Annotated in this window: 24 protein-coding genes; 6 read left to right on the top strand and 18 right to left on the bottom strand. The window is 69.4% G+C overall.

From position 1 onward, the window contains the following. Positions 1–10 precede the first annotated feature (10 nt). Complete coding sequence (locus MEBOL_RS29455; protein WP_095980553.1) at positions 11–880, top strand: tetratricopeptide repeat protein; 870 nt, start codon at positions 11–13, stop codon at positions 878–880. Positions 881–884: 4 nt separating this feature from the next. Here the strand turns inward: MEBOL_RS29455 and MEBOL_RS29450 are convergent, their stop codons facing one another. From MEBOL_RS29450 to MEBOL_RS29440, 3 genes are all read right to left on the bottom strand, one after another. Further along, on the bottom strand, positions 885–1,235 hold the full coding sequence (locus MEBOL_RS29450; RefSeq protein WP_425437654.1) for a hypothetical protein: 351 nt from the start codon (positions 1,233–1,235) through the stop codon (positions 885–887). A 47-nt stretch (positions 1,236–1,282) separates the two neighbouring features. Then, positions 1,283–2,050: a sulfite exporter TauE/SafE family protein gene (locus tag MEBOL_RS29445; protein ID WP_095980552.1), complete on the bottom strand. Its 768-nt coding sequence runs from the start codon at positions 2,048–2,050 to the stop codon at positions 1,283–1,285. 125 nt (positions 2,051–2,175) lie between these two features. Further along, positions 2,176–3,069, bottom strand: a complete 894-nt coding sequence (locus MEBOL_RS29440; RefSeq protein ID WP_095980551.1) for a zinc dependent phospholipase C family protein — start codon at positions 3,067–3,069, stop codon at positions 2,176–2,178. 124 nt (positions 3,070–3,193) lie between these two features. On the opposite strand from MEBOL_RS29440, the gene MEBOL_RS29435 reads away from it, so the two are divergent. Continuing rightward, positions 3,194–4,789, top strand: coding sequence for a leucyl aminopeptidase (locus MEBOL_RS29435; protein WP_095980550.1), 1,596 nt, complete (start codon positions 3,194–3,196; stop codon positions 4,787–4,789). A 3-nt stretch (positions 4,790–4,792) separates the two neighbouring features. Here MEBOL_RS29435 and MEBOL_RS29430 read toward each other — a convergent pair whose 3' ends face one another. The 7 genes from MEBOL_RS29430 to ruvB form a co-directional block, all read right to left on the bottom strand. After that, a complete protein-coding gene (locus MEBOL_RS29430; RefSeq protein WP_095980549.1) occupies positions 4,793–5,389 on the bottom strand; it encodes a hypothetical protein in 597 nt (198 codons plus the stop codon). Positions 5,390–5,483: 94 nt separating this feature from the next. Then, positions 5,484–6,209, bottom strand: coding sequence for an orotidine-5'-phosphate decarboxylase (gene pyrF, locus MEBOL_RS29425; protein ID WP_095980548.1), 726 nt, complete (start codon positions 6,207–6,209; stop codon positions 5,484–5,486). After that, entirely contained in the window at positions 6,206–7,486 is a 1,281-nt protein-coding gene (locus MEBOL_RS29420; RefSeq protein ID WP_095980547.1) for a DUF4388 domain-containing protein, read from the bottom strand. The genes pyrF and MEBOL_RS29420 overlap by 4 nt, the downstream gene beginning before the upstream one ends. A 15-nt stretch (positions 7,487–7,501) precedes the next feature. Further along, positions 7,502–8,581: a thioredoxin domain-containing protein gene (locus tag MEBOL_RS29415; RefSeq protein ID WP_095980546.1), complete on the bottom strand. Its 1,080-nt coding sequence runs from the start codon at positions 8,579–8,581 to the stop codon at positions 7,502–7,504. 48 nt (positions 8,582–8,629) lie between these two features. Continuing rightward, positions 8,630–9,559, bottom strand: a complete 930-nt coding sequence (lpxC, locus tag MEBOL_RS29410) for a UDP-3-O-acyl-N-acetylglucosamine deacetylase (RefSeq protein ID WP_218920826.1) — start codon at positions 9,557–9,559, stop codon at positions 8,630–8,632. A gap of 390 nt (positions 9,560–9,949) precedes the next feature. Continuing rightward, complete coding sequence (locus MEBOL_RS29405; protein ID WP_425437653.1) at positions 9,950–11,443, bottom strand: hypothetical protein; 1,494 nt, start codon at positions 11,441–11,443, stop codon at positions 9,950–9,952. Then, a complete protein-coding gene (ruvB, locus tag MEBOL_RS29400; protein ID WP_095980543.1) occupies positions 11,437–12,468 on the bottom strand; it encodes a Holliday junction branch migration DNA helicase RuvB in 1,032 nt (343 codons plus the stop codon). The genes MEBOL_RS29405 and ruvB overlap by 7 nt, the downstream gene beginning before the upstream one ends. A 217-nt stretch (positions 12,469–12,685) precedes the next feature. Here ruvB and MEBOL_RS29395 point away from each other — a divergent pair, with 217 nt between their 5' ends. After that, complete coding sequence (locus MEBOL_RS29395; RefSeq protein ID WP_095980542.1) at positions 12,686–13,759, top strand: MBL fold metallo-hydrolase; 1,074 nt, start codon at positions 12,686–12,688, stop codon at positions 13,757–13,759. A 9-nt stretch (positions 13,760–13,768) separates the two neighbouring features. Here MEBOL_RS29395 and MEBOL_RS29390 read toward each other — a convergent pair whose 3' ends face one another. Further along, positions 13,769–16,036: a hypothetical protein gene (locus MEBOL_RS29390; RefSeq protein WP_095980541.1), complete on the bottom strand. Its 2,268-nt coding sequence runs from the start codon at positions 16,034–16,036 to the stop codon at positions 13,769–13,771. 242 nt (positions 16,037–16,278) lie between these two features. Here MEBOL_RS29390 and MEBOL_RS42400 point away from each other — a divergent pair, with 242 nt between their 5' ends. Continuing rightward, positions 16,279–16,926, top strand: coding sequence for a TraR/DksA family transcriptional regulator (locus tag MEBOL_RS42400; RefSeq protein WP_218920825.1), 648 nt, complete (start codon positions 16,279–16,281; stop codon positions 16,924–16,926). Positions 16,927–16,928: 2 nt separating this feature from the next. On the opposite strand, the gene ruvA is transcribed toward MEBOL_RS42400, so the two are convergent. From ruvA to MEBOL_RS29365, 4 genes are all read right to left on the bottom strand, one after another. Then, the gene (gene ruvA, locus MEBOL_RS29380) at positions 16,929–17,540 is read right to left on the bottom strand and encodes a Holliday junction branch migration protein RuvA (protein ID WP_095980540.1); all 612 of its coding nucleotides are present in this window, start codon (positions 17,538–17,540) and stop codon (positions 16,929–16,931) included. After that, complete coding sequence (gene ruvC, locus MEBOL_RS29375) at positions 17,537–18,106, bottom strand: crossover junction endodeoxyribonuclease RuvC (RefSeq protein ID WP_095980539.1); 570 nt, start codon at positions 18,104–18,106, stop codon at positions 17,537–17,539. The genes ruvA and ruvC overlap by 4 nt, the downstream gene beginning before the upstream one ends. An 88-nt stretch (positions 18,107–18,194) precedes the next feature. Beyond that, on the bottom strand, positions 18,195–18,944 hold the full coding sequence (locus MEBOL_RS29370) for a YebC/PmpR family DNA-binding transcriptional regulator (RefSeq protein WP_095980538.1): 750 nt from the start codon (positions 18,942–18,944) through the stop codon (positions 18,195–18,197). A gap of 85 nt (positions 18,945–19,029) precedes the next feature. Further along, positions 19,030–20,148, bottom strand: a complete 1,119-nt coding sequence (locus MEBOL_RS29365; protein WP_095980537.1) for a response regulator — start codon at positions 20,146–20,148, stop codon at positions 19,030–19,032. A gap of 227 nt (positions 20,149–20,375) precedes the next feature. Here MEBOL_RS29365 and MEBOL_RS29360 point away from each other — a divergent pair, with 227 nt between their 5' ends. After that, positions 20,376–21,059, top strand: coding sequence for a hypothetical protein (locus MEBOL_RS29360; RefSeq protein ID WP_095980536.1), 684 nt, complete (start codon positions 20,376–20,378; stop codon positions 21,057–21,059). 148 nt (positions 21,060–21,207) lie between these two features. Continuing rightward, positions 21,208–23,235: a primary-amine oxidase gene (locus MEBOL_RS29355; protein ID WP_095980535.1), complete on the top strand. Its 2,028-nt coding sequence runs from the start codon at positions 21,208–21,210 to the stop codon at positions 23,233–23,235. Between the two features lie 4 nt (positions 23,236–23,239). Here MEBOL_RS29355 and MEBOL_RS29350 read toward each other — a convergent pair whose 3' ends face one another. The 3 genes from MEBOL_RS29350 to MEBOL_RS29340 form a co-directional block, all read right to left on the bottom strand. Then, complete coding sequence (locus tag MEBOL_RS29350) at positions 23,240–23,476, bottom strand: hypothetical protein (RefSeq protein WP_095980534.1); 237 nt, start codon at positions 23,474–23,476, stop codon at positions 23,240–23,242. Then, positions 23,476–24,492, bottom strand: a complete 1,017-nt coding sequence (gene rtcA, locus MEBOL_RS29345; protein ID WP_095980533.1) for an RNA 3'-terminal phosphate cyclase — start codon at positions 24,490–24,492, stop codon at positions 23,476–23,478. Before rtcA ends, MEBOL_RS29350 begins: the two co-directional genes overlap by 1 nt. Positions 24,493–24,641: 149 nt before the next feature. Then, positions 24,642–25,877 (bottom strand): RtcB family protein, encoded by a 1,236-nt coding sequence (locus MEBOL_RS29340; RefSeq protein ID WP_095980532.1) that lies wholly within the window; start codon positions 25,875–25,877, stop codon positions 24,642–24,644. Between the last annotated feature and the right edge of the window lie 24 nt (positions 25,878–25,901).

Raw genomic sequence — 25,901 nt, 5'->3', positions numbered from 1 at the left:
CCGCCCCGCCATGAGTCCCAACGACACCGAACGCGCCCACATCCTCGAAGCCATCCAGCAACAGCGCAACGCGCTCGCCGTCACGCGCATCACCAGCGACCCGGGGGAGATTGGCAAGGGGCTGCTGCAGCTCGCCGAGCTGCACGGCATGCTGGAGGATCACGCCGAGAGCCGCCGCCACTACGAGGAGGCCCTGGGCTTCTTCCAGTCCGCCGCGGACAAGGACGGCCAGGCCCAGGTGCTCTTCGGGCTGGGCGTGGCCCGCGCCCACTTCGAGGATCACCGGGGCGCCATCGAGCACATCGCCCGGGCCGCGTTCCTCTTCAACGAGCTGAAGGATCAGGAGAACGAGGCCTTGTGCCGGGCGGCCATCGGCGAGTCGCTGCGCTCGCTCGGGCAGCCCAAGGGCGCCGAGGAGAAGTACCAGGAGGCGCTGCTGCTCTACCGGCAGGCGAAGAACGGGCCGCGCGTGGCCCGGCTGCTCTTGGACATCGGCGACATCCGCATGGAGACGGGCGACTACGAGGCGGCCCGCAAGCGCTTCGCCGAGGCGCTGCTCGTGCTGGAGAAGGAAGAGGACCTCGAGCCGCTCGCGCTCTGCCGGTTGCTCCTGGGCGAGGCCGAGGGACTGCTCGGCAACCACGAGGCGGCGCGGCCCCACCTGCGCACGGCGGCGGAGCTGTACTCGAAGCTGCACGACCATGCCTACGAGTCGCGGGCCCGGTGGGATCTGAGCATCGCGTGCACCTTCGTGCAGGACTGGAAGATGGCGCGCGCGGAGCTCGAGACGGTCATCCCCCTCTTCGAGCACCAGGGCCGGGCGGACGACGTGGCCCGGGCGCGCAAGGTGCTCGCCCACTTCGACGCGCGCGGGGTGTGACGGCTCAGGCGTGGAGGCCCGTGCCCACCGCCACCGCGAGCAGGCCCAGGACTCCCGCGGCGTAGAGCGCATAGCGCCACTCGCCGCGCAGCCCCAGGGTGGTGCCCGCGACCATCAGGCGCACCACGGGCGTCACCAGCAGGGCGGACGCCGCGCCCTTGCGCAGGATGTCGATGAGCACGTGCACGGACTCGGAGTCCGGCAGGGACTCCAGCGCGAGCGACACCAGGAAGAGCGCACCGCTGCACAGGGCGCCCCCGCGCAGCAGCCGGGCGATCCACTGCTCTCCGGCCTCGGCCCGCTCGACGTGCGTGGCCGAGGGCCGGGCCCGGGACTCGGAAGGTGTGGGATCCATGGACACGGGAACGGCCACCGGTCTGGGCTCCCGTGAGGTCATTTCGGCTATTTCGGCCATAGTCCTTCCGCTCCCTTCCACAACATCTGCGCCGCCACCATCAGCAGCACACCCGCGAACAGCCGGCGCAACACCCCCGTGGGCACCCGCGGCATCAACCGGCTGCCCACCGAGGCCCCCGCCAGCACCCCCACCACCAGGGGCGCCACCAGCGCGAGCTTCACGTGGCCACGCCACGCATAGGCGGCCACGCTCGCCGCGCCCGTCACGCCGATCATCAGATTGCTCGTGGCGCTGGCCACCTTGAAGGGCACCCGCATGCCGTAGGTCATCAACGGCACCTTGAGGGGGCCACCGCCCACGCCCAGCAGCGCCGACAGGCTGCCCGCCACGAAGGAGCCGGAGATGCCCAGGGGGTAATTGGTGGGTGTGTAGTCCTCGAGCCGCTGCTCCCGGCCTCCCCGTGCGAGCAGCATCTGCGCCGACACGTAGAGGGCGAAGAGCCCGAAGACGAGCGCGACCCAGGCCGGCGCCACCAGGGTCGCCACCAGTCCGCCCACGATGGCGCCCGTCACCGTGGCCAGCTCCAGGGTCAGACCCAGGCGCACATCACTCAGCCGCCGCTCCAGATAGCTGGCCGACGCGCCGCAGGAGCTCGCCACCACGCACATGAGGCTCGCGGGGACGGCGTCCTCCAATGGCACCTGGAAGCCAAGCACCAGGGTAGGCACCAGGATGACCCCTCCCCCCACCCCGAGGAGGGCACCCAACGTCCCCGAGAGGACACCCGCGGCGATCAAGAAGAGAAGCGTCATACCCAAGAGGAGGATAGGGGCCCCCTTGACGATCGGATAGGCGCATTCCCTGACACTTCCCGGCTCGATCGGCCGTCTGCCCTTCCCCCTGGGGGGCGTGTCCCGAAGGGTGTTGGCGTCCAGGCCTAGGCGGCGTTCACCCCGATGGTGCCCTCGGGAAACTCCGTGAGGAAGCGCGCCCGCGCACGCGGCGTGAAAATACCGCGGGCCATATACGCGAGCAGCCGCCGCAACACGCCGCGCGTCTGCTCCACCGCGAGCTCCACCTCGCGCGCGAAGTCGAACGTGTCGTTGCGGTACAACTCCTGGAAGCTCAGCTGCGACCAGGCCGGCAGCGCCTTCATGCGCCCCACGGGGCTGGAGAGGTAGAGCCCCGCGCGGTACAGGCCCCGCACCCACGCGTCCACCTCGGACTTGCTGGGCGCCTGCTGAAACGTCTCCTGCGAGGCCAGCCGCACCAACTCATAGATGCCGCGGCCAATGCCCTTGAGGGGAAGGCCCGTGCTCTTGGTCACCTGGAAGCGCGAGCGCAGGCGGGGACTGCCCATCAGGTCCACTCCATGCAACTCGCGCAGGTAGAAGAGCGTCTGCGTCCATTCGATCTGCCGGTGCGCGACGAGCGCGTGCTCGCCCCGGCGCCGGTGGCGCAACACCAGTTTGTCCACTTGAGGATGGAGCGCCCGGTCCAGGGACAGGTGGGTGAAATAGCCGGCCAGCAGCGCGAGCCCGGCCTCGGTGCCCACCAGGGCGCCGGCCGCCACCAACTCCGCCATCTTGAGGCCCAGGGTCACCGGAGCACGCTCGTGGAAGAGCTTCGCGTAGAGGGGCCAATCCCGCCCGGACACGCTCGAGGCGAGCCCGCCGAACAGCCCCTCGCACAGGGGGAGATCCGGCAGGGCCGCGCCAAAACGTGCGTAGGCCAGGTCCTCGGACAAAGCGCGCACGAAGTCCTCGGGGAGCGCTCCCGGGTTGGCGGCCAGCCTCTCGATGGCCGTGAGGTGCAACAGCAACGAAGGCATGGCGGGGACCTAGTCAGCGTGGAGTGTCAATGCAACGCGGGAACTCTCGACCGTTCTTGCCTGAAACATTCGCGGCGCTACAGTCCCACGCCCCTCTCCCCTCTATCAGGAGTTGCCTTCCCCCATGAACTTCAGCTTCGTCTCCGGCGAACTGGCCCGCGCGAGCGGTGAGTTGCTCGTGATCCCCCTTTTCGAAGGCGAGACCGGAGACACCCCTCCCGGCATCCTGGCCGGAGTGCACGCGGCGCTGGACTCGCGGCTGCTCGCCGCCGCCGCCCAGGAGGGCTTCAAGGGGAAGGGCGATCAGTCCTTCGTCATCCACACCCTGGGTAAACTCGCCGCGGATCGCGTGTTGCTGCTCGGCCTGGGCACGCGCGCGCGCTTCACCCCGGAGGTGTTGCGGCTCACCGCGGGCCGCGCCGCGAAGACGGCCCAGCGCCTCAAGACGCGCACGCTGGTGTTCGCGGTGCCCGGGGGCCTGGAGGTGACGGGTGCCGTGCGCGCCGTGGTCGAGGGCCTGGAGCTGGGCGCCTACCGCTTCGATCGCTACAAGTCCTCGGCCCGCGAGGAGAAGAACGCGCCGAAGCTGACGGCCGTGAAGCTGCACGTCGACGGGGAGAAGACGAAGGAGCAGGAGCAGGCCGTGGCGCTCGCGCAGCGCGTGGCCGAGGCCACCAACTGGGCGAGGGATCTCACCCACGAGCCGCCCAACGTGGTCAACCCGGCGCGCCTGGCCCAGGCCGCGCAGGAGATGGGCCGCGAAGTGGGGCTCAAGGTGAGCGTGAGCGGGCGCAAGGAGATCGAGAAGTTGAGGATGGGCATGTTCCTCGCGGTGGCCCAGGGCAGCGCGAACGAGCCGCAGCTCATCCACGTGGAATACACGCCGAAGAACGCGAAGCAGGCGAAGCAGCCGCCCCTGGCACTCGTGGGCAAGGCCATCACCTTCGACTCGGGTGGCCTGTCGCTCAAGCCCACCGACTCCATGGTGGACATGAAGACGGACATGGCGGGCTCGGCCGCGGTGCTCGGCGCCATGAAGGTCATCGCCGCGCTCAAGCCGCCCTTCCCCGTGCACGCCTTCATTGGCGCGTGCGAGAACATGCCCTCGGGCACGTCCTACCGGCCCAGCGACGTCCTCGTGTCGCGCCTGGGCAAGACGGTGGAGGTGACGAACACGGACGCCGAGGGGCGCCTGGTGCTCGGCGACGTGCTCACCTGGGCGAACGAGCACAAGCCGTCGGCGCTCATCGACCTGGCCACGCTCACCGGCGCGTGCATCGTCGCCCTGGGCAACTACATCGTGGGTGCCTTTGGCGAGCATGACGCCACGGTGAACGAGGTGATGGAGTCGGCGCGCGCCGCGGGCGAGGAGATGTGGCGCCTGCCCGTGACGGAGCTGCAGAAGGACGCGCTGCGCTCGGAGATCGCCGACATGAAGAACTCGGGCGAGCGCTGGGCGGGCGCCACCAACGCCGCGCTCTTCCTCAAGGAGTTCGTCGGCGAGACGCCGTGGGTGCACCTGGACATCGCGGGTCCGTCCATCAGCCCCAAGGAGCGCGGCTACAACGCCAAGGGCCCCACGGGCGTGGGCGTGCGCACGCTGGTGGAGTACGTGCGGCGGCGCACCACCCAGCTCGAGGCGGACGCGGCCACCGAGGCCCCCACGCCCAAGCCCCCGGCGGCCGCCAAGAGCCCGCGGGGCGGCCGCGCGAAGGGCTAGCGCTCAGGTCTGCTCGGGCGCCAGGGGCAGCGGGTGGACGCTCTCGAAGAGGGCGTCCACCGTCTCGGGCACCTCCTCCGGAGCGGCCGTCGGCCAGGTGGCGAGCATCATGAAGACGTGGCCGGCGCTGCCGTCACGCACCACCACCCGCCCGCGCACGTTGTCGCCCACGGCGAAGTGGAAGCCCACGGCGCTATCGGACAGGGGCAGCGGCTCGGGATCGCTGGTGACGAAGCCGGGCTGGCTGCGCAGGCCCATCGTCAGCCGCTCGGCGAACTGAATGGGCGAGGCCACCGCGGGCGCCACCTGCAACACCATCTGGGCCCCGCTGGTGCGGTGGTGCAGCACGACGGGAATGGCGAGCCCCTCGGGCGTCTGCTCACCCGTCTCATCCAACAACCAGTCCCCCCCCGGCTGGGTGAGCTCGAAGCCCAGGGTCTGGTCCACGTAGCGTCTGGAATCGGACGCACCCGGGGATTGAGCCACGAGGCCAGAACCCCCTGTCGCCTGCTCGGACGGCTCCCGCACCGCCTGCTTCGCTCCGCTGCACGCCGTGCAGAGCGCGACCAGGCCCCAACCCAACAACCGCCTTGCGTCCATGTGAGTCTCCCCAGGCCCGATGGCCTCGGGACACAAGCTGGGGACGAGCGGGGGATGCGGCCAGGGGCCGTGGCAAGCCCTCAACCGCGTGTTGTCAAGCGGATGAAACTTCCAGGGCGATGGCGCGTGCGGCGTCCACCGGCTGGGCGGCGGTGTGGATGGGGCGGCCCACCACCAGGAGGTCCGCTCCAGCGCGCACCGCGAAGGCCGGCGTCTCCGCGCGGCTCTGGTCCCCCAGGGCCGCGCCCGCCGGGCGGATGCCCGGCGTGCACAGGAAGGGCGCGGTGCCGAGCTCGCGGCGGAAGGACTCCGCCTCGCGGGGTGAGCACACCAGGCCCTCCACGCCCGCGCGCATGGCCAGCCGCGCGAGCCGCAGGGCGGCCTGCTCGGGAGCACCGGACAGGCCCACGTCGGCCACGTCCTCGGCGGACATGGAGGTGAGGACCGTCACCGCGAGGATTCGCGGCGGCGCATGACCCTGGGCCTGGGCTCCCGCGCGCGCGCCCTTCACCGCGGCGCGCAGCATGGGCTCGCCTCCGGCGGCATGCACGGTGAGCAGGGACACGCCCAGCGCCCCGGCGCGCGCGGCGGCCAGCTCCACGGTGTTGGGGATGTCGTGCAGCTTGAGGTCGAGGAAGATCCGCGCCCCCAGCTTCTGGAAGGCGGCCACGGCCGCGGGGCCATGCTCCACGAAGAGCGACAGGCCCACCTTGGCGTAGCCCACATGGGGCGCCACCTGCGCGTAGAGCCGCAGGCCCTCGTCCAGGGGGAGATCCGCGGCGAGCGCGAGCCGCTCCCGCGCGGGGGAAGCATCCGTCACGACAAGCCCTCCTGGAGATCGCGGTAGCCGCGATAGAGCCGCTCGGACATCTCGCCCGGCAGCACGTTGCGCGCGGAGAACAGCGCGTAGGACACGAAGGCGTCCAGCGCCTCGAGCGTCATGGCGCGCGCGAGCGCCTCGCCCCCACTGGAGACGTTCTGGCGGATGCGCTCCACGTCCAGCCGGCCATCCGGCCCGAGCTTCACGCCCTCGTAGGCGGTCTCCAGCCCGGGCTGGGGAGACTCGAGGAAGCCCTGGAGCAGGTTCGGATTGGCGCCCGCCAGGCGGATGGCGGTGTGGATCTGCGCGAGCAGCGCGTTGAAGCGCTCCTCGGGGCCCAGGGGCGCCACGACCGGAGGGGGCACCACGGCGAAGGAGCCCGAGGGCCGCCGGGGAACGAGGGGCACGGGCGCCACGGGAGGCACGGCGGACTTCTGCTGGATGACGAGCGAGCCGTCGCGCAGGCGCTCATCCACCCAGGTGAGGAAGGAGAAGAGGCTGCCCTCCCAAAAGGAGCGCAGCACGCCCAGCACGCTGCCCGCGGAGGCCTGGGCGAACAGGGCCTCCTCGCCGGGAGGAGGTGACTCGGAGCCGGCCACCACCGTCAGATCGTCCGGGAAGCGCCGGCGCAGCCGCGCCACGGCCTCTCCACGCTTGAGGCCCTGGAGGATGAGATCCCGGGTGCGCTCCTGGAGCTTCACCGAGTCGCCCGGTGGCGGACGGCCCTCGATGAAGAGGAAGCTGCCCTCGGACATCTCGAAGAGGTTGAGCATCACCTCGCGCACCAGGTACGTCATGGCGCTGTAGAGGTTGGCCTCGGACAGGAAGCCCTCGCGGGTGAGCACCGCGCCAATGCGCAACGAGGGCGACACCTTGCCCAGCGCGTGGTGCAGCTGCTCGGGAGTGACGAGGCCCAACTGCACCACCACGGAGCCCAGGCGCTCATGGTGCACGCTGGACACGGCGAAGGTGGGCTGGCCGTCCCGGAAGGTGACGGTGCGCTGCACCGGGCCGTTCTGGAGGATGAGCTGGCCGCTGCGGATGCCGGAGTGCACATGGCCGAGCACCTCCTCCACCGACAGCGAGCGGAGACTGCCGGCGAAGAAGCCGCCCAGGGCGGCGGGCTCGCGCAACAGCACCACTCCCTCGGGCGAGTGGAAATGCGCCACGAGGGGTTGGCCAGGGGAGAGACTGGCGGCGAGCGGGCGCTCCAACTCGAGCACGCCCGGCTCACCATCCCGTCCCAGACGAAGCGTCGCCTTGGGGCGCACCGCCACGTGAAGCCGCCTTCCTTACTTCTTGGCCAGCTCGGCGTCGATGACGCTCTTGAACTCGTCGAAGGGCTGGGCGCCCGACAGGAGGATGCCGTTGATGAAGAAGGCCGGCGTGCCGTTGACGCCCACCTTCTGGCCGTCGTCCTGATCGGCCTTCACCGTGGCGGCCTTCTCACCGCTGTCCAGGCACTTGTCGAACTTCGCCGTGTCCAGGCCCAGCGTCTTGGCGTGCTCCTTGAGCTTGTCGACCTGCAGCGCGGACTGATTGGCGAAGAGCGTGTCGTGGTACTCCCAGAACTTGCCCTGGTCGCTGGCGCACAGCGAGGCCTCGGCGGCCTTGGGCGCCTCCTTGTGGAACTCCAGCGGGAACTGGCGGAACACCAGCTTCACCTTGTCCGGGTACGCCTTGATCACCTCGTCCACCGTCTTGATGGCGCGGCTGCAGAAGGGGCACTGGAAGTCGCTGAACTCCACGATGGTGATGGGCGCGCTGTCCGGGCCCTTCGCGGGACCGATGGCGGCCACCTGCTTGCGCTCGACGGGCGGGCGCGGCGGCTCGGGCAGGGTGATCTGCACGTTCGCGTTCTTCTTCAGCTCGGCGAAGTAGTCCCGCGCGCGCTCCTGCTTCTTGGAGCCGGTGAGGAAGTCGACGATCTGCGGCTTGACCTGCTCATAGGTGGTGCCCGGGGGCAGCCGCTCCTTGGCCTCGTCGTACAGCTTCTTGATCTCCTCCTCGGGCGGCTGGGGAATCTTGTCGTCGACCTCGGCCTTGACCAGCGCTTCCTCGGAGAGGTTGCGCTTGGTGGCCTCGGCCTTCACCAGCTTCTCCACCACGAAGCCATCCAGACCCTGCTTGCGCGTCTGGTACTTCTGCTTCTCCAGGTTGGCCAGCGGATCCTTGAGGCGGTCGTTCAGCTCACCGAAGGTGATCTTCTGACCGTCGCCGAAGGTGGCCACGACCGTGTCCGCGGAGGGCTCCGTCGAGGAGGGGGTGGTCGCGGTGGCGGCGGCCGCCGGGGCCTTCTCCTTGTTACAACCGGAGACGAAAGAAGCCGCGAGGAACGCGGCCAGGAGGGTGGAAGAGGTGCGCATGGGCATGGGTACGGGTCCTTAGTCGAGAAAACCCGGGACTCGCAAAGAAATTTCTCAGGCCACCAGCGGCTCGAGCCCGAGCTCCGGCAGGCGCAACTCGGGCAAATCCACGGACTTGCGCATGGGGACGATCTCGTAGGAGCTCGGATCCGCCAGCACCGCCTTGACCAGCTTCTGGTTGAGCGCGTGGCCCGTCTTGAAGGCCTTGAGGTGACCCACCACCGGACGGCCGAAGAGGGAGATGTCCCCGATGGCGTCCAGGATCTTGTGACGCACGAACTCGTCGGCGAAGCGCAGGCCATCCGGGTTGAGGATGGAGAACTCGTCCACCACGATGGCGTTGTCCAGCGAGCCGCCCCGCGCCAGGCCCATCTTCTGCAGCATCTCCACGTCCCGGCGGAAGCAGAAGGTGCGCGCGCGGGAGATCTCCCGGGCGAAGCACCGGTCGGAGAACTCCAGCTCGAAGGACTGCTCGGTGATGAGCGGGTGCTTGAAATCCACGGTGCAGGAGATGCGGAAGTTCTTCGCGGGCGACAGGCTCGCTTCCTTGTCCCCGTCCACCACCGCCACCGTCTTCTTCATCACCAGGACGCGGCGCGGCTCCTCCTGCTCGCGCAGCCCCGCCTCGGAGATCAGCGCGGCGAAGGGCGCGGCGCTGCCGTCCATGATGGGCACCTCGGGCCCGTCCAGCTCCACGCGCACGTTGTCCAGCCCCATGCCAGCCAGCGCCGACATCAGGTGCTCCACCGTGCTCACCTTCACCCCGTCACGCCCCAGCGTCGTGGCCAGCGACGTGTCCACCACGTACTCCGACAGCGCCGGGAGGACCACCGGCCGCGGCGTGTCCGTGCGCACGAAGCAGATGCCGTGGTTCACCGGCGCGGGCAGCAGGGACAGGTTCACCGGAGCCCCGGAATGGAGGCCCACCCCCTGGCAGTGGACGGGCTGGAGGAGCGTGCGCTGGTTGAATGAACTGGAAGGCATGGTTCGGTGTCGCCTCTTCGATGCGGGTGCTGCTCTGTTCACTGCCCATCTGACGCGCCGCGCATCATTGCAAGCGATACGCCAGTGAGTCCCCTCCGTTCCCAGCGGATCCCCGAGCTTCGGGAATGAGCCAAGTCGTTGGTTTCACTGGGGTTTTTCATCCGCTCGCCAGGACTTCCGCGACATCCGGAGTCCCGTCCCCCCTCGATCCGCTGTGCATCTGTCTCGACACCGTGACAAAGGTGTCAGGACTTTCCCTCACCCAGACGCCCGTCGGGGCGCGTCATGAGGGCCCCCGCATAGCGCAAGCGGATGCCTGGAATCAAACGGAGGCCGATCACGAACGAGGAGTCTGGGGCGATTGCAATGCCCACTTCCGGACAAACGCGTTTACTGCGCGGTGGAGAGGAACCGGTCGCGCAGGGCCTCGGCCTCGATCCGATCGAAATGGAAGCCCCGGAGCTGGGCGCGCCGGCTCACGGCGGCGAAGGTGTTCTCCAGCACCTGGGAGAAGGCCTTCAGGTCCACGATGAGCCGGGTGCGGACGGCGGGGCCCTCGGGAGGCCACGGCAGCTCGGTGAGCAGCGCCGAGAAGCGGTCGAACGCCTCGTAATCCACGTAACGCAGCAGCTGGTAGCTGCCGTCCTGGAAATAGCCGAGGAAGGCCACGATGCTGGAAATGACGGACTCGGACGCGGGCACGTCGTCGTTGCGCAGGTGGCCTTCCGCCGCACGGCACAGCTGGGAGAAGACCCACAAGTCCATGCGCAACCGGCTCGCGCACTCGGTGGCGGAGGTGAGCTGCTCGAAGGGGGCCTCTCCGGACGTGGAGCCCGGGGAAAGCGCTTCCGTGAGCGCCACCACCTGCGTCTGCAGCAGCTGGGTGAAGGCGTAGGAGGCCCGGGCGGCGGCGGCCCGATCGCGATCCAGCTCCACGAGGATGTCGCGGGCGATGCGCTCGGTCTCGCGGGCGATGTCCCGCGCGGCGCGCAGACACGCGGCCTGGAGCGGCTTGGGGCCCGCCCGGGGCGCCAGTTCGTTCTTCAGGTAGCCCACCAGGCTGAGCGCCTCGCTGCGCACCAGCGCGAGCAGCACGCGCACGCGCCGGGGAATGGGGCCCTGGGCGTCCTGGCTCACGTAGGCCAGGCAATGCAGCAGGCGGAACAGGCCCAGGTAGGCGGTGGTGAAGAGCGGCCGGGTCTCCGCGGGCACCGTGGCCAGGAGCGCCAGCAGCCGCGCCGAGCGCAGCCGATCATACTCCAGGCGGAACTCGGTCAGACGGCAGGGCCGGAAGTAGCGGTTGAGGACGATCTCCCGCAGCACCAGGTTGCCCACGTCGGTGAAGAGGCTCAGCCCGCACACTGGCAACTGCAGGAGGTGGTCGATGAGGTTGCGCAGCGACTCGAAGGACTGGCGCAGGACGAAGAGGCTCTCCTGGGGCGTCTCCTGCTGCCGCTCGCCCTCGATGCGCGAGCGCAGGCCCCGGTCATCCGCGAGCTGCGTCTCCACGTAGCGGCGGAACTGGAGCTTCTGGTCCGAGTCCGGATCCAACAGGTGGCGCGCCAGGCGGATGCTCTGGCTGAGCGTGGCGCGGATGTCCTTGAGTTCCTCGCGGAAGTCCCGCGTGACGAGCGGCTGCTCGTGGGACTCCGCGGTGACGCCATTGTCCTGCTGGTGGACGTAGCGCTCCATGCCGCGCAGGAGCATCTCGAACTCGAAGAGCAGCTCCTCGCGGGCATCCACGGTCAGGGCGCGCAACCAGCGCTCGCGCTCGGAGAGGAAGCCGGCCTGGCTGCCTTGTGAGGCGCGCACCAGCTCCTCGTAGAAGTCACGAGGAACGCGCGAGGCTCGGGTCGGAGGAACTGCGGGCGCGGAACTCACCAGAGGGACCCCTGCGCCGATTCGGGCGCCTTCTTGTTGAAGTAGGTGTACGCGCGATGCGTGGCCGTGCGGCCCCGCGGCGTGCGCTGGAGGAAGCCTTCTTGCAGCAGGTAGGGCTCGTACACGTCCTCGATGGTATCGCGCTGCTCGCCCACGCTGGCGGCGATCGTCTCCACCCCCACCGGGCCCCCACCGAATTTCTCCAGGATGGCCAGGAGGATCTTCCGGTCCATGGCATCCAGGCCCGAGGCATCCACGCCCAGCCGGGTGAGCGCCTGGGACGCCAGCTCCCGGGTGATGGTGCCATCCCCCTCCACCTGGGCGAAGTCCCGCAGGCGGCGCAACAGCCGGTTGGCGATGCGGGGCGTGCCCCGGGCGCGGGTGGAGATCTCCCGGGCCCCGTCCCGCTCCAGCTTCACGCCGAGGATGCGCGCCGAGCGGTTGAGGATCATCTCCAGGTGCTTGGGCTCGTAGTACTCGAGCCGCTCCTGAATTTGGAAGCGGTCGCGCAAGGGCGAGGTGAGCAGGCCCGTGCGGGTGGTGGCGCCAATGAGGGTGAAGGGCGGCAGGTCGATCTTCATCGCCCGGGCGGCGGGGCCCGTGTCGATGGTGATGTCCAGCCGGAAGTCCTCCATGGCCGGGTAGAGGTACTCCTCGATGGCGGCGTTGAGGCGGTGCACCTCGTCGATGAAGAGGATGTCGCGCTCGTTGAGGTTGGTGAGCAGGCCCGCCAGGTCCCCCTTGCGCTCGAGCGCGGGGCCGCTCGTCACGTGGATGCCCACGCCCAGTTCCGTGGCCATGAGGTAGGCGAGCGACGTCTTGCCCAGACCCGGAGGCCCGGAGAAGAGGCAATGGTCGAGCGCTTCCCCGCGGCTGCGCGCCGCCTGGACATACACCCTGAGCTTGTCGACGACGGCGCTCTGGCCCACGTACTCGTCGAAGGAGCGTGGCCGGAGCGAGGCCTCGACCCGGCCCTCGTCATTGAGCGCCTCTCCCGAGAGCGCGTCGTCCGTTTTCCGCTTCGCCATGTCCCGTGAATCCTCTTTCCCCACCCTACCAGAACGGCCCTGGCATGGCGGCCTCTCTCATCGCCCCTCGGGCCCGCCGCCCGCCGCCGGCCAGCCCGCCCGGAAACCCCGTCTACCAGTGAACCCGCCGCCGCCGCGCCGCTCGCGGAGCGTCCAGCCACCGTGCGTAATGGGCGACACATCCGCCCGCGCTCACGCGTTACCTCCCGGTGATCCCATGACCGCTCCCTTTCGACCTCTCCCCTTCCTCCCCGAGGCGCGCACCGAGCAGGCGGCCGGGCGTCGGCTGCGGAAGCTGCGCCGGGCCGCCCAGGAGGCGCGCGAGGCCTTCACCGCCGAGGGCCCCGTCACCGCGCTGGCCACGTGCGACCTCGTCACCTTCCCCTACCCCACCCTGTTCGCCTTCAGTGGCGCGGCGCGCACCCTCGCCCCGTACGTGATGATGCTGAACCGGATGCAGGTGGTGCAGTACCAGGAGGACGGGACGCAGCGCACCCTGCTCTTCAATCCGAGCGATTATGAGCGCGGCCATGAGGCGCCCTTCTATAAATCGCTGCGCGAGAAGTATGGCGACTTCGTCACCACCAAGGTGATGACGCGGCGGCACGGCACGGTACAGGAACACCTCCAGGCGCTCGGGTTGCGGCCCGAGGACGTGGACTACCTCGCGTTCGATCACCTGCACGCACAGGACTTGCGGCGCTGGCTCGGCGGAGATGGTCAGCCGGCCTACTTCCCCCGCGCGAAGCTGCTGGTGCAGCGGGCCGAGTGGGCCGCGGTGAAGAACCTGCACCCCCTGGAGCGCGTCTGGTACGTCGAGGACGGAACGACCGGCGTGCCCGAGGAGCGCGTGGTGCTCCTGGAGGGCGATACGTGGCTGGGCCGGGGCGTGGCGCTCCTGTCCACGCCGGGCCACACGCTGGGCAACATGTCGCTCGCGGTGGCCACCGGGCAGGAGGTGTTCGTGGTGAGCGAGAACGCCGTGGCGACGGAGAGCTACACCCCGCTCCAATCCCTCATCCCCGGGGTGCGCGCCTTCGCCGAACAGATGGGCTGGGAGGTGGTGCTCAATGGCAACACCCGCGAGAGCTCCCTGGAGCAGTACTCGTCGATGATCCTGGAGAAGGTGTTCGCGGGCCCCTCCCAGGTGGAGGGGGGCTTCGTGAACGTCCACCCCTCCTCCCTCCTGACGAGCGCGCTGGTGTCGCCGGGCCTCCACCCCACGCTCACCCTCCCCCCTCCGGGTCACGGCGCCATCCAGCCGCCCTCCGCCGCCCGCCACGCGGCGTGACGGAGGACGCTAATTGCCGCCGCCGCCGCCGCCCGTACCGGGACGCGCCGCGCCCGCCCCACCCGGCCCGAGCAGCCCCTGCATGGAGTCGAAGAGGTTGAGGTTGGAGCCGCTGGGCAGGAACACGACCTTGTCCAGCCCGCCCACCACGGCCGCCTGCGCCTGGGCGGCCACGGCCTTGACGAAGTTCTCCCCACCCCCGAGCGCCTCCACCCGCTGACGGAACTGCCCGGCCTCCACCTCGGAGAGCCGCGCCTGGCGCTCCACCTCCAGGTCGTTGAGCCGCTTCTGCCGCTCCATCGTCATCTCCGTCATCTTGCGCTCGCGCTCCAGCTCCGCCTCGGTGCGGATGCGCGAGGCCCGGGCCTCGGCCTCCGCGCGCGCCAGCGCCTCCTCGCTCTCCACCCGCGCCTTCTCGAGCTGCGCCTCGGCCTCCACCTTCGCCCGGCTCAACGTGGCCAATTGGTTGTTGCGGTTCTGCAGCTCGATGAGGGACTGGCGCTCGGCCTCCGCCTTGCGGTGACTGGAAATGTCCGCGAGCTGCTTCTCCTCCTCGCTGCGGATGCGCTTGAGTTCGGCGGCGGCCTGCGCCTCCTGACGCGATGCGTCCAGCTGAATCTGGATGTTGGTGTCGATGGCCTCGCGCAGCTTGAGGGCCGTCTTGTCGTCCACCGGCGCGATGTCCTTGATGTCGATGTCGATGATGCGCAGCTGGTTCTCGGAGAAGAGCCGGTCCTTGCGCGGCTTGCCCCCCTCGTCCACCCCGAAGATGGCGCGGCGGATGAGCACGCTGGCCGTCTTGTGGAAGGTCTCGAAGTCGTTCTCCGCGGCGACCTGGCGGATGCGCGAGGCCAGGTTCTCGCAGACGTAGCCGATGAAGTCGTTCACCCGGAAGATGGCCTTGTCCTTCTCCGAGTCCCCCTCCACGTCGAACTGCCACTTGTAGGAGAGCTTGATGCGCAGCCGGGCATGGTCGCGCGTGGCCACCTCGAACAGATCCGTGGCGAAGTCCGGCCCCAACCGGAGCATCAACACCTTGAGCTGCCTCGCCTTCTTGGGCGTGCCTCCCGACAGGTCCAGCACCGTCACGTCCTCGTACGGACGCAGCATCACCTTCGACGGTCCGAACTCCACCCGCGCGTGGTTCGTCTCGAAGTCATTGATGAGCACCGCCGTGTTGTCCTCGATGCGCAGGACGATGGCGCGCGTGCGGTCCACCTTCTCCGGCATCGGACGCGGCACCTTGCCCTCGCCCTGAACGGCCGGCGGCGGCGGAACGAGCCCCAGCAGCGCCTCGGCCTCGGGGGACAGGCGCTTCTCGTGCAGTTCCTGGTGCGCCTCGGGCATGAACTGACAGGGCCCCTGCACGAGCGACACCTTGCCCGAGCGCAAGTCCCTCACGTACAGGCCCTCGCTCTGCCCGAGCGACAGCGCGGAGATCTCCTTGAGGATGAGCACCTTCTCGCTGGGCACGTACGTGCGTGGCCCCCGGACGATCCACGTGTCGCCCGCCCTGCGCGCCCGGGGAGCACCGCCCTCCTCCGGCTCGGAGAGCTCATCCAGGGCCTGGAGCTTGAGCCCCTGCATCTCCGACAGGACGTGCTTGCGGCGCACGTCGCCCTCGAGTTCCTCGCCGGGCTCGAGGAAGAACACGTCCGGCCCCGAGATGACCTTGCGGCGGCCCTCCTGGATGCGCCCCGTGGCGCGGTCCACCGGGTTGAGCACGACGCAATACTCCGTCTCCTTGAGCACCCGCGCCTTCTCGTCCGAGACGACCACCACCGCCGCGTTGGGCACGTAGCGGCCCGGCCCCCGCATCAACCACTCGTCACCCGCCTCGCGGCGGCGCGGGGCGCTCCCCGAGGACGGCTCCTCCGTGAAGGCCGTGAGCGCGCGCAGGCGCAGCGCCTCGTTGACCCCCAGCACGTACTCGGCGGCGATCTCCCCCTCCAGCTCCTCGCCCGGGTAGAGGGGGAAGACCTGGGGGCCCACGCGCACCTCCCGGTCTCCCACCGCGATGCGCGCCTGCCCGAAGTCATCCAGCGCCACCCGGCCCTCGGCGCGCACCACGGGGTTGCGCACCACGCACCAACTCCCCGTGCCCAGTTCCACCATCCGGCTCTTCATCACCAGGGTGAGGTGGGCCTCCAGCGTGAGCACCTTGGGGCCGATCTCCACCAGCACCACGCCCCGGTTGGCGTCCTCGATGTAGGCGTACTCGCGGTTCTTCAGGGAGATGCGCTGGATGGCTTCGCTGCCGGAATTCGAGGGGGGCACGCCAACACCTATGTGGGATGGAGGTTCACCCCCGGGCATTGCGAGCCCCGTGCCGGGCCCGTCTCCCTCCGAGGCCCCGTCCCGAAAGGGCTCGGGCGCGGCCAGAATGGAGCATCCGGCCGCTCCGAACCGACGCGGGCGTGAGCCATCCTGGTGCGACCCATGAGCAACCAAGAGAGCGGGCCCCTCCAGCCAAGGGTCCGTGTGTCTTCCGGCACCCTTGTGGTTATATGGCCCCAGGCATGACGACCGGTTCTCCAGAAGGCCCTTCGCCGCAGTGGAAGGACATCCACCAGTCCGTCCTCTCGTCGCTCGACGCGCTGAATTCCGCCACCACGTGGATTTCCACCGCCGCCACCGCGGGCATCGAGCCCATCTTCGAGCGCGTCCTGCAGCAGATCTGCGAACCCCGGGGCGTCACCCCGGAGGCCTACATCGACGTCATCACCCGGGACGCGGGGATGCGGCGGGACGTGCAGAAGCGCCTGTCGCGGATGATGGAGAACCCGAAGCTGCAGGCCCTGCGCCGCGACGCCCAGCGCCGCGAGGCCGAGCACCAGCTGCATGTCCTCCACTACATCCTCACGGCCCAGCCACCGCCGGAATGGGTCTGGTCGGCGATCGACGAAGAGCAGCGCGAGCAGCTCCAGGACGCGGCGGAGTCCGGCGAGGAGCGCAACGATGTGCTCCTGCCCCGCGTGCGCGCCGCCCTGAACAAGCTCGGCACGAATCCCTCCGCCTATGGCCGGTGTGAGGACTGCCAGGGCGCCATTCCCCTGGAGCGCCTGCAGCTCGTGCCCTGGGCGGAGTGCTGCGCGGCCTGCCAGCGCAAGCGCGAGGGCGTTCCGGACGACGCGCCGGAGCCCGAGGTGCGCGTCACCCACTTCTGAATTCAGGGCGTGGCGCGCAACATCTTGAGGGCCTCGCGGAAGAGCGCCTGGAAGGCGGCCTCCTCCCCCAGCCGCTCGCTGGCGGATGCCGCGGCCTTCTCCGCCTGGGGCACCTTGTAGCCCAGGTTGACGAGCGCGGAGATGAGGTCGGCCAGGTTCTTCGAGGCGGGCGCCTCGGGCTGCATCTGCGTGGCCACCTGCTCCAGGTGCAGCGTCTTCACCTTCTCCTTGAGCTCCAGCACCAGCCGCTCGGCGGTCTTCTTGCCGACACCGTGAATCTTGGTGAGGCGAGCCACCTCGCCCCGGCCGAGCGCCGCCACCAGCTCCGGCGCCTCCATGCCCGAGAGCACCGCCAGCGCGAGCCTCGGCCCCACGTGGGACACCGAGTTGAGCAACAGGAAGAGCTCTTCCTCCGTGCGGGTGAGGAAGCCGAACAGCTCGAAGGCGTCCTCGCGCACCACGGTGCGGATGCGCACCTGGACGGCCTCGCCCTCGGCGGGCAGGCGCCCCAGCGTCAGCGTGGAAAAGAAGACGCGGTAGCCCACGCCCCCCACGTCGAGAATGGCCTCGTCGAGGCCCTTTTCCTGAACGGTGCCGCGCAGTGAAGCGATCATCGTGCCTCCGGCCGACGGTAGGACGGCGTCAGCTTGTCCGCGAGCCGCGCCCGCGCCGACTTGCCCCGGGCCTTCGAGCCGCCCGCGGCCGGGACTCCCGCGCGGCCATGGTTGAGGTGGCAGAGCGCCACCGCGAGCGCATCGCTCACGTCCGAGCGCTCCAACTCCTCCAGCCCCAGGAAGGTGCACACCATGCGCGCCACCGCGTCCTTGTCCGCCGAGCCGCCCGCGCCCACCGAGCGCTTCACCTTGGCGGGGGCGTACTCGTACACGGTCAACCCCGCCTGGGCCGCCGCCAGGAGCGCCACCCCGCGGGCATGCCCGAGGATGAGCGCGCTGCGGGCATTGCGGAAGGTGAACACGCCTTCCACCGCCACCGCGTCCGGCCGGTGGAGCTTGAGCGCGGTGAGCAGCGCGTCATGCAGTTCCTTCAGGCGCCACTCCAGCGCGGCCTCGGGGTCCACCTTGATGACGCCATGGCCCACGTGCACGAGCTTCCCGCGCCGATCCTCCACCACGCCATAGCCCATGAAGCGGCTGCCAGGATCGATGCCGAGGACGCGCAAATGCCTCTCCAGGAACAACGGAACAGGGGTTCAGCGAGCCCTATAACGCGCGGGCCCCCCTCGTGTCGACGGGCCCGTTCCCGCCCCCTCACCCCGAGAGCGACTCCAACAGCGCGTCATCCATCTCGAAGTTGGCGTAGACGTTCTGCACGTCGTCGTTGTCCTCGAGCAGTTCCATCAGCTTGAGCATCTTCTTCGCATTGTCTCCCTCCAGGCGCACCGTGTTCTGGGGGATGTACGTCCACTTCTGCTCGCCGAGCACGAGGCCCGCGCCCTCCAAGGCCGACGCCACCGCGTGCAGGTCCGCCGGAGCGGTGCGCACCTCGAAGCCCTCGGCGCCCTGGTCGAGGATGTCCTCGGCGCCCGCGTCCAGGGCCACCGTCATCACCCGCTCCTCGGTGGGGCCGGACTTCACGGTGATGACGCCCTTCTTGTGGAACATCCAGTTCACCGAGCCTTCCGCGCCCATGTTGCCGCCCTCCTTGCCGAGCATGGAGCGCACGTCCGCCGCCGAGCGGTTGCGGTTGTCGGTGAGGCATTCCACGAGCACCGCCACGCCGCCCGGGCCATAGCCCTCGTAGACGATTTCCTCGTAGCTCTCGCCCTCCAACTCCCCCGTGCCCTTCTTGATGGCTCGTTGGATGTTGTCGTTGGGCATGTTGGCCTCGCGCGCCGCGGCGATGGCCACGCGCAGACGGGCATTGCCGTCCGGGTTGCCTCCGCCCAGGCGCGCCGCGACCGTCATCTCCTTGATGAGCTTGGAGTAGAGCTTGCCCTTGGTCTTGCCCATGATGGCGTTGGCCCGCTTGAGCTTCGACCATCGATTGTGACCGGACATGGCAGTAGCGCTCCTGGAGGCGAGTGCTCGCGCCTTCTCTCCCAGTGGCCCGGCGGAGTCAAACCCGCAGAACGGCCCGTGCCGCTCAGGAACCCGTGGCCGCGAACGCGTCGGCGAAGGGCTCCTCGGACTCCTCGAGCACCGGCTCGAAGAAGCGCGGCACGTGCTGGGGCGTCGGCTCGCGCTCGGCGATGAAGTTGGCCGGCACCAGCACCCCCTGCGCGTACAGGCACGTCAGCACCTCCAGGGTGGTGACCTCGGGCAGGGCACACTCCAGGAGAGCCGTGTGCACGCTGCGGTGCCCGTCGCACAGCCGGATGACCTGGCCCACGTCATCGGGCAGCGAGCGCAGCGCGTCCGCCAGCCGCTTGAAGTCCACCGTCAGGCGGGCGGACAGGGGGATGCCCAGCGCGCACAGCGCCAGGAAGCGCTCGGCGGCCGGCAGCAGCAGCGAGTCGTAGATGCGCGAGTTGAGCAACAGCTTGCCGTCCGCCAGTTCCTCCCCGAAGGACACCGCGTAGGCACCCGAGCCGAAGAAGAGCAGCCGACGGATGGCGACGAGCCCCCGCTCCCCCTCGAAGGACGCGTCCACCACGTGCCCCTGGCGGAAGGTGAGCCAGCCGGCATTGTCGCGCAGTTCCACACGACCCGCGCGCGAGCCGTGCAACAGCGCGTGAACGACCTGGGCCAGGGGCATGCGGACGGTATGCGCCTCGTAGGCGGACGCGAAGGCTCCCCGGCCCGCCTTGAGGCGCGCGAGCGACACCACCACGCGCGGCGAAACGGGCTGCACGAGCAGGTCATCCGCACGCACCGCGTCAACCCGCTCCCGCAGCGCGGGCGAGTCCTGGGACGCGAGCAGGTACACCGGCAGATGCGCCGTCCGGGCATCGGCGCGCAGCCGCTCGCACAGGGCCGCGCCGTCCATCCCTCCCTGGGAGGACTCAGCGGGGGCGAACACCAGGTGCGGCAGCGCGCAGTTCTCGCCCAGCGCCTCGAGCACGGCCTCGATCGCCGAGGCGGCGAGCACTTCGAACCCCGCCCCCACCAGCGCCTGAGCAAGTGCGTCACGCACCTCGGGCTGGGACTCGACGAGCAGCACGCGCGGGCGGGTCCGGCAGGAACGCCGCCGGGGACTGACATCCGCGGAGGCACACGACGGAGCCGGCTCGAGGACGGTGGCGAAGGTCGTGCTGGAAACCATGAAACACTCCTGTATCAGGAAAGATCGCGACCGCGTCGAGCACTGAACCGTGTTCCTAGAAAGCTAGACTAGCAGGAAACAGAAGCAGGCCACGCAAGAGCCGGGAAATATGTGCCCCCTGGGAGCCAACTCCCTGAATTTGTTGGCTACCTGGCAGAACGGCGAGGAAGAAGCGCTCGACGGACGCGGAGGCCCGAGCCAGAGTGCAGGGCCCTATGAAGCGATCGATGCGGACGTGGGTGGTGGTGCCGTGGGTGGCGCTGGCGCGGGTGGCGGCGGCCCAGGAGACGAAGAGCGCGCCGGTGACGGAGCAGGTGGCGGCGGTGGACCGGCACGAGGACATCGGGGCGATGGTGGCCCCCGCGACCCTGCCGGAGGGGGGCTCGGCGATCTCCGGGTGGGTGGGCGTTCCGGAGCTGGGCGTGGCGTACCGGCAGGGACTTTTGCCCGGCTGGGAGATCGGCGCCCGGGCGCGGTTCGACTATCTGCGGCTGGCGACGACGGCCGAGGTGACGACGCGACTGCGGGTCTGGACGGACGGGGCGTGGACGTTGGCGCCGGAGCTGGGCGTGGGCGTGACGGCCAACCCGGGCAGCCGGTACTTCGACACCCAGAACGTGCGCGGATGGTTCCTGCGCATCAACCCCGCGCTGGTGGGGACGTACCAGGTGACGGAGACGGTGACGGCGCTGGGGCAGGTGGAGGTCGCCTACGACCAGGGCCTGAGCACGAGCAGCCACTGGCGGGTGAAGCCCCTGGCGGGAGCTGGCGCGGAAATCTACATCGGGGAAGACCTCACGCTGTCCCTGCTGGGCCAATTGGGTGTGGACGTGTTCCAGGGCGCGAGCCGGCTGACCCAGACTCAATTGGGCTACGGGCTGCGGCTGGGCCTGGGCATGCGCCTCTTCTGAAGGGCCCCACCGTTCGGCGCCGGACGCCTGGGCACCTCGATTGTCATGACAGTCATCAGATGCCGTTCGCGTGATGGTTCGTGCCGCGGCGGCGTGTGAGATGCACCGGCTGTGATGCGGATGAAGTGCTTGGGAGACATCCAAAGATATGTATTCACTGACGCGGTGCGTCCTGCTCTCGGGTCTATTGACCCTCTCGAGCCTCTCGTGTGCCAAGAAACCCGAGCCGGTGGCGCCACCGGAGGGTGAATCCTCCACGCAACCGGCTCCTTCACCCCACCCGTTGGATGCGTTCACGGTGGCGGAGTACGCCCAGGCGATCCAGCTCCTGCGCGAGCAGGGGCACGTGAATGAGAACAGTGTGTTTCCCCTGGTCTCGCCGTGGGAGCCCTCCAAGGAGGAATTGGATGCCTTCGCGGCGGGGACTCCCGTTGCGCGCCGCGCCTTCGTGGTGGTCTATGACTTCGCGCGCAACCTGACCTTCGAGGCGCGCGTCCGGCTGACGCCTCCCACGGCCGTGGAAAGCTGGAATCAGGTTCCCGGTGTGCAGCCGTCCCTGGGCACTCGGGACAAGGAATTGGGTAAGGAGCTGGTGTGGCAGGATGAGCGCTGGCGAGCCGCCATGCAGCGGCGGGGCGTGACCCACCCCGAGCACATCCATCTGGACACCTGGGCGCCGGGACCCTCCCTGGATCCTCAGCGCGCGGATCACCGCCTGATGAGGATCTTTCCCTTCTTCAAGGGAGACAGTGGCAATGCCTACGCTCGGCCCGTGGAGGGCGTGCTCGCGCTCCTGGATCTCACGAAGCGCGAGGTAGTGGAGGTCATCGACCGGGGGGACATTCCGATTCCCCAGGACGCGGGGGCTTATGACGAGGCGTCCGTGGGGGTGCTTCGCCCCCGTCCACACCCCGTTGTCGTGACCCACCCGGAGGGCGTGAACTACACCCTGACAGGAAATGAAGTGCGCTGGCAGAATTGGCGCTTCCGCGTGGAAGCCCACCCGCGAGAGGGCGCGGTGCTCCACCAGGTCACCTATACGGACCAGGGCCGGGAGCGGAAGATCCTCCACCGGCTCTCCCTCTCCGAGATGGTGGTTCCCTATGGAGATCCCGAGGACACCTGGTCCTGGAGGAGCGCCTTCGACGTGGGAGAGTATGGCTTTGGGAACTATCTCAGCCCGCTCGAGCCCGGCGTGGACGTCCCCGCCAGCGCCACCTTCCTCCCGGCGGCCCAGGCCAAGAACTCCGGCGAGGTCTCCGAAATCCCTCGTGCGCTCGCCCTCTATGAGCGCGACGGCGGCATCCTGTGGAAGCATTACGACTACGAGACGAAGCGCAACGAGTCCCGGCGGGGGAGTGAGCTGGTGGTGGCGTACGGGGTCGCGGTCGCCAACTATGACTACGTCCTCTATTACATCTTCAAACAAGATGGCTCGATCGATGTCGACGTCCAACTGACGGGCATCATGCTGGCCAAGGGCATGACTCCCCAGTCCGAGCACGCCGAGCATGAGCTGTACGGTCACCTGGTGCAGAAGGACGTGATCGCGGTCCATCACCAGCATTTCTTCAACTTCCGGCTCGACTTCGACGTGGATGGGCCTCGCAACTCCATCCTGGAGATGAACACCCATCCCCTGCCACGAGGAGCGGCCAACCCCGCGGGAAATGCCTTCACCATGCGCATGGAACCGCTCGCGAGCGAGGCCCAGTCCCAGCGGGACATGAGCCTGGTGAATGCCCGGCGGTGGGTGATCCAGAACCCCCAGGAGCGCAACGCGTTGGGCGGTCCCACGGGCTATGTGCTCGTGCCAGGAGAGAACACCGTGCCCTTCGCCGCGCCCGAGAACGTGTCGCGCAAGCGCGCGGGCTTCATCGATCACCACTTCTGGGCCACGCGCCATGTCCCCGGGGAGCTGTATGCCGCCGGTGCCTATCCCAATCAGAGCGAGGGGGGCGACGGGCTGCCCACCTGGGTGCGAGACAACCAGCCCTTGGTCAACGAGGACGTGGTGGTCTGGTATACGCTCGGGGTAACCCACACACCGCGCCCCGAGGAGTGGCCGGTCATGCCCGTGGCGCACGCGGGCTTCAAGCTGCTGCCCATGGGCTTCTTCTCACGCAATCCCGCACTGGATCTGCCCAAGGTGTCCACCGCTCCCGCCTCCCCGTAGTCCTTCACCCCTCCGGCAGGGGGGCCACGCGGGGCGTGCCCAGGAGTTCCAGCGTTCTCAGCGCCACCTGGATGAGCCTCTGGGCACAGGGATCACACCCCCCGCCGCAGCAGCGGGGCCAATGGCCCTCGGGGTCACGCACGAGGGGCCGGACACACGCCTCATAATAGGAGGGAAAGCCCAGCTCCTCGCTCGCGCGACGCAGCGCGGCGTTCAACTGCTCCTCGGTGAAGCCCGCCATCAACCGCGCACCACGATTTCCCTCACCCGGGGGGCGATGGGGGTCTCGGTGACCCGCACATCGGTGAAGTGCGCGAACGTCTCCATCTGGGTGAGCGCATGTCCCTCGAGGGGCAGCGTCCGGAACGAGCCTCCCCGGGCCAGGGCCAGCAGGAGCAACAGCTGATCACACAGGTGCGGGCCCACGGGCACCTCGGCCTCCAGGTAGACCCGGGCCTCCTCCGCCACCGCCTCGGCGACCGCCTCCGCCCGCACACCCCGCTCCCCGAAGCCCGTGAACACCTCGGTGACGTGCTCGCTCTCCACCTCCAGCGACAATACGTTTCCCGGTCCCGCCGAGCGCTTCACCTCCTCCACCCGGCGCTCCTCCGCGCTCCACCCGAGCGTGCGCCCCACCGTCGTCAGCTCCCGCTGAGCCACGTCGAACGGCACCTGCGCCACCATCGCCGTGGCCAGCCGGCGCACCACCTTCCCCCGCTCCAACAGGTGCAGGGGCTCGAGCGGCGCGGGCCGCACACTCACGCGGAACTTCCCTCCCCCCGCGGGAAAGAACCCGGGCCGCTCCAGCGACGCCTCCACCACCGGCCCCATCTTCCGCACCAGCGGCAGGTACGCCTTCGTCAGGAAGTCGAACGGCGGCGCCGCCGGGTTGTGCGTCCCGCCCTCCAGCACCAGCGTGGACGGCCCGCTCGCGCTCAGGAGCGCCGGCAGCACCGTCTGCAACACCAGCGTGGCGCTCCCCGCCGTGCCCACCGCGAAGTGGTAGTCCCCCGGCTTCACGCTCCGGGGCCGGAACGTCAGCGTCCGGGAATGCAGCTCCGCGCCCTCCACCTCCGCCCCGCCCACGGCCGCCGCCGCCTTCACCGACGTCAGGTGCTGGCGCAACAGTCCCGGCTTGGAGCGCCCCGCGCGGATGTTCTCCATCTGGAACGGCGTCCCCGTCACCAGCGACAGCGCCAGCGACGTGCGCAGGACCTGCCCGCCCCCCTCTCCCTTCGAACCATCGATGCGAACCATGTCGTCTCCCTCCCTGTGAATCCCCTTGCCCGCACGTAGCGACGCCCGCTCCCCCATCCTACTGACCGAAGTCTCGGAGGGAGCGGGCGTCTCGATGTCTTTATCCCCTCATGGCGTCCTCCCGGGTCAGGGTTCCAGGCACACTCCGCTCACCCCTTCACGCACACCACCTGGCGCAGGGTATGAACGATGTCGACCAGCCCCGCCTGCGCCGCCATCACCGCATCGATGGGCTTGTAGGCCCCGGGCGTCTCGTCGATGACGTCCGCGTCCTTGCGGCACTCGATGCCCGCCGTCGCCCGGGCGTGGTCCTCCAGCGAGAAGTGCCGCTTGGCGGCCTCGCGCGACATCACCCGGCCCGCGCCGTGGCTGCACGAATGGAAGGACTCCGGGTTTCCCTTTCCGCGCACGATGTACGAGCGCGCCCCCATGCTGCCGGGGATGATTCCCAGGTCCCCTTCCCGCGCCCGCACCGCCCCCTTGCGCGTCACGAGCACGTTCTTTCCGTAGTGGTGCTCGCGCGACACGTAGTTGTGGTGGCAGTTCACCGCCGCGTCGGTGAGCGAGAACTCCGGCAGCTCCCCGCTCGCCTTCAACGCCTCCACCGCCGAGCGCATCATCAGCTCGCGATTGGTGGCCGCGTAGTCCTGCGCCCAGCTCACCGCGTGCAGGTAGTCCTGGAAGTGCACCGTCCCCTCGGGCAGGTACGCCAGATCCCGCTCCGGCAGGTGGATGAAGAAGCGGCTCATCTCCTCCTTCGCCAGCTCGATGAAGTGGCTTCCGATGCGGTTGCCCACACCGCGCGAACCACTGTGCAACATCACCCACACGTGGCCGGCCTCATCCAGGCACACCTCGATGAAGTGGTTTCCCGTCCCGAGCGTCCCGAGGTGACCCAGGTCCGGGCCACGGCCCAGGCGCGGGTGCTTCTCGAGGATGGCGTCATAGCCGGGCTTCAGCCGGGCCCAGGCCTCCTGGTGGGCAGCGGGGGCCTCGCGCCAGGCGCCCTTGTCGTTGCGGCCGCCGTTATCCGTCCGGCCATGAGGCACCGTGCGCTCGATGGCCGAGCGCACCCCGGCGAGCGAGTCCGGCAACTGCTCCGCGCGCAGCGTGGTGCGCACGGCGATCATCCCGCAGCCGATGTCCACGCCCACCGCGGCGGGAATCACCGCGCCCGCGGTCGCCACCACGCTCCCCACCGTCGCACCGAAGCCCCGGTGCACGTCCGGCATCGCCGCCACCCACTTGTGGACGAAGGGCAGGGTCGCCATGGCCCGGAGCTGCTTCTTGGCCTCGTCCTCGAACGGCACCCCCACCGTCCACGCCTTGATGGGCACCCCACCCGCCTCGTTCGTCAGGACTTCGTAATCGCGCTGGGTCTTCATGGCCTGCTCCCTCGGAAGTGTCCG

The organism is Melittangium boletus DSM 14713 (assembly GCF_002305855.1).
Taxonomy (GTDB): domain Bacteria; phylum Myxococcota; class Myxococcia; order Myxococcales; family Myxococcaceae; genus Cystobacter; species Cystobacter boletus.
Note: the sequence above shows the minus strand (reverse complement) of the source record. Positions and strands in the feature narration are given on the sequence as shown.

Coding starts and splice junctions, on each gene's coding strand:
- MEBOL_RS29430 (WP_095980549.1), bottom strand. CDS start 5,389: ATGGACGCAAGGCGGTTGTTGGGTTGGGGCCTGGTCGCGCTCTGCACG.
- MEBOL_RS42400 (WP_218920825.1), top strand. CDS start 16,279: ATGACGACCGGTTCTCCAGAAGGCCCTTCGCCGCAGTGGAAGGACATC.
- MEBOL_RS29455 (WP_095980553.1), top strand. CDS start 11: ATGAGTCCCAACGACACCGAACGCGCCCACATCCTCGAAGCCATCCAG.
- MEBOL_RS29435 (WP_095980550.1), top strand. CDS start 3,194: ATGAACTTCAGCTTCGTCTCCGGCGAACTGGCCCGCGCGAGCGGTGAG.
- MEBOL_RS29395 (WP_095980542.1), top strand. CDS start 12,686: ATGACCGCTCCCTTTCGACCTCTCCCCTTCCTCCCCGAGGCGCGCACC.
- rtcA (WP_095980533.1), bottom strand. CDS start 24,492: ATGGTTCGCATCGATGGTTCGAAGGGAGAGGGGGGCGGGCAGGTCCTG.
- ruvA (WP_095980540.1), bottom strand. CDS start 17,540: ATGATCGCTTCACTGCGCGGCACCGTTCAGGAAAAGGGCCTCGACGAG.
- MEBOL_RS29370 (WP_095980538.1), bottom strand. CDS start 18,944: ATGTCCGGTCACAATCGATGGTCGAAGCTCAAGCGGGCCAACGCCATC.
- MEBOL_RS29350 (WP_095980534.1), bottom strand. CDS start 23,476: ATGGCGGGCTTCACCGAGGAGCAGTTGAACGCCGCGCTGCGTCGCGCG.
- MEBOL_RS29445 (WP_095980552.1), bottom strand. CDS start 2,050: ATGACGCTTCTCTTCTTGATCGCCGCGGGTGTCCTCTCGGGGACGTTG.
- MEBOL_RS29355 (WP_095980535.1), top strand. CDS start 21,208: ATGTATTCACTGACGCGGTGCGTCCTGCTCTCGGGTCTATTGACCCTC.
- MEBOL_RS29450 (WP_425437654.1), bottom strand. CDS start 1,235: ATGGATCCCACACCTTCCGAGTCCCGGGCCCGGCCCTCGGCCACGCAC.
- MEBOL_RS29340 (WP_095980532.1), bottom strand. CDS start 25,877: ATGAAGACCCAGCGCGATTACGAAGTCCTGACGAACGAGGCGGGTGGG.
- lpxC (WP_218920826.1), bottom strand. CDS start 9,559: ATGCCTTCCAGTTCATTCAACCAGCGCACGCTCCTCCAGCCCGTCCAC.
- MEBOL_RS29360 (WP_095980536.1), top strand. CDS start 20,376: ATGCGGACGTGGGTGGTGGTGCCGTGGGTGGCGCTGGCGCGGGTGGCG.
- MEBOL_RS29415 (WP_095980546.1), bottom strand. CDS start 8,581: ATGCCCATGCGCACCTCTTCCACCCTCCTGGCCGCGTTCCTCGCGGCT.
- MEBOL_RS29365 (WP_095980537.1), bottom strand. CDS start 20,148: ATGGTTTCCAGCACGACCTTCGCCACCGTCCTCGAGCCGGCTCCGTCG.
- ruvB (WP_095980543.1), bottom strand. CDS start 12,468: ATGGCGAAGCGGAAAACGGACGACGCGCTCTCGGGAGAGGCGCTCAAT.
- MEBOL_RS29440 (WP_095980551.1), bottom strand. CDS start 3,069: ATGCCTTCGTTGCTGTTGCACCTCACGGCCATCGAGAGGCTGGCCGCC.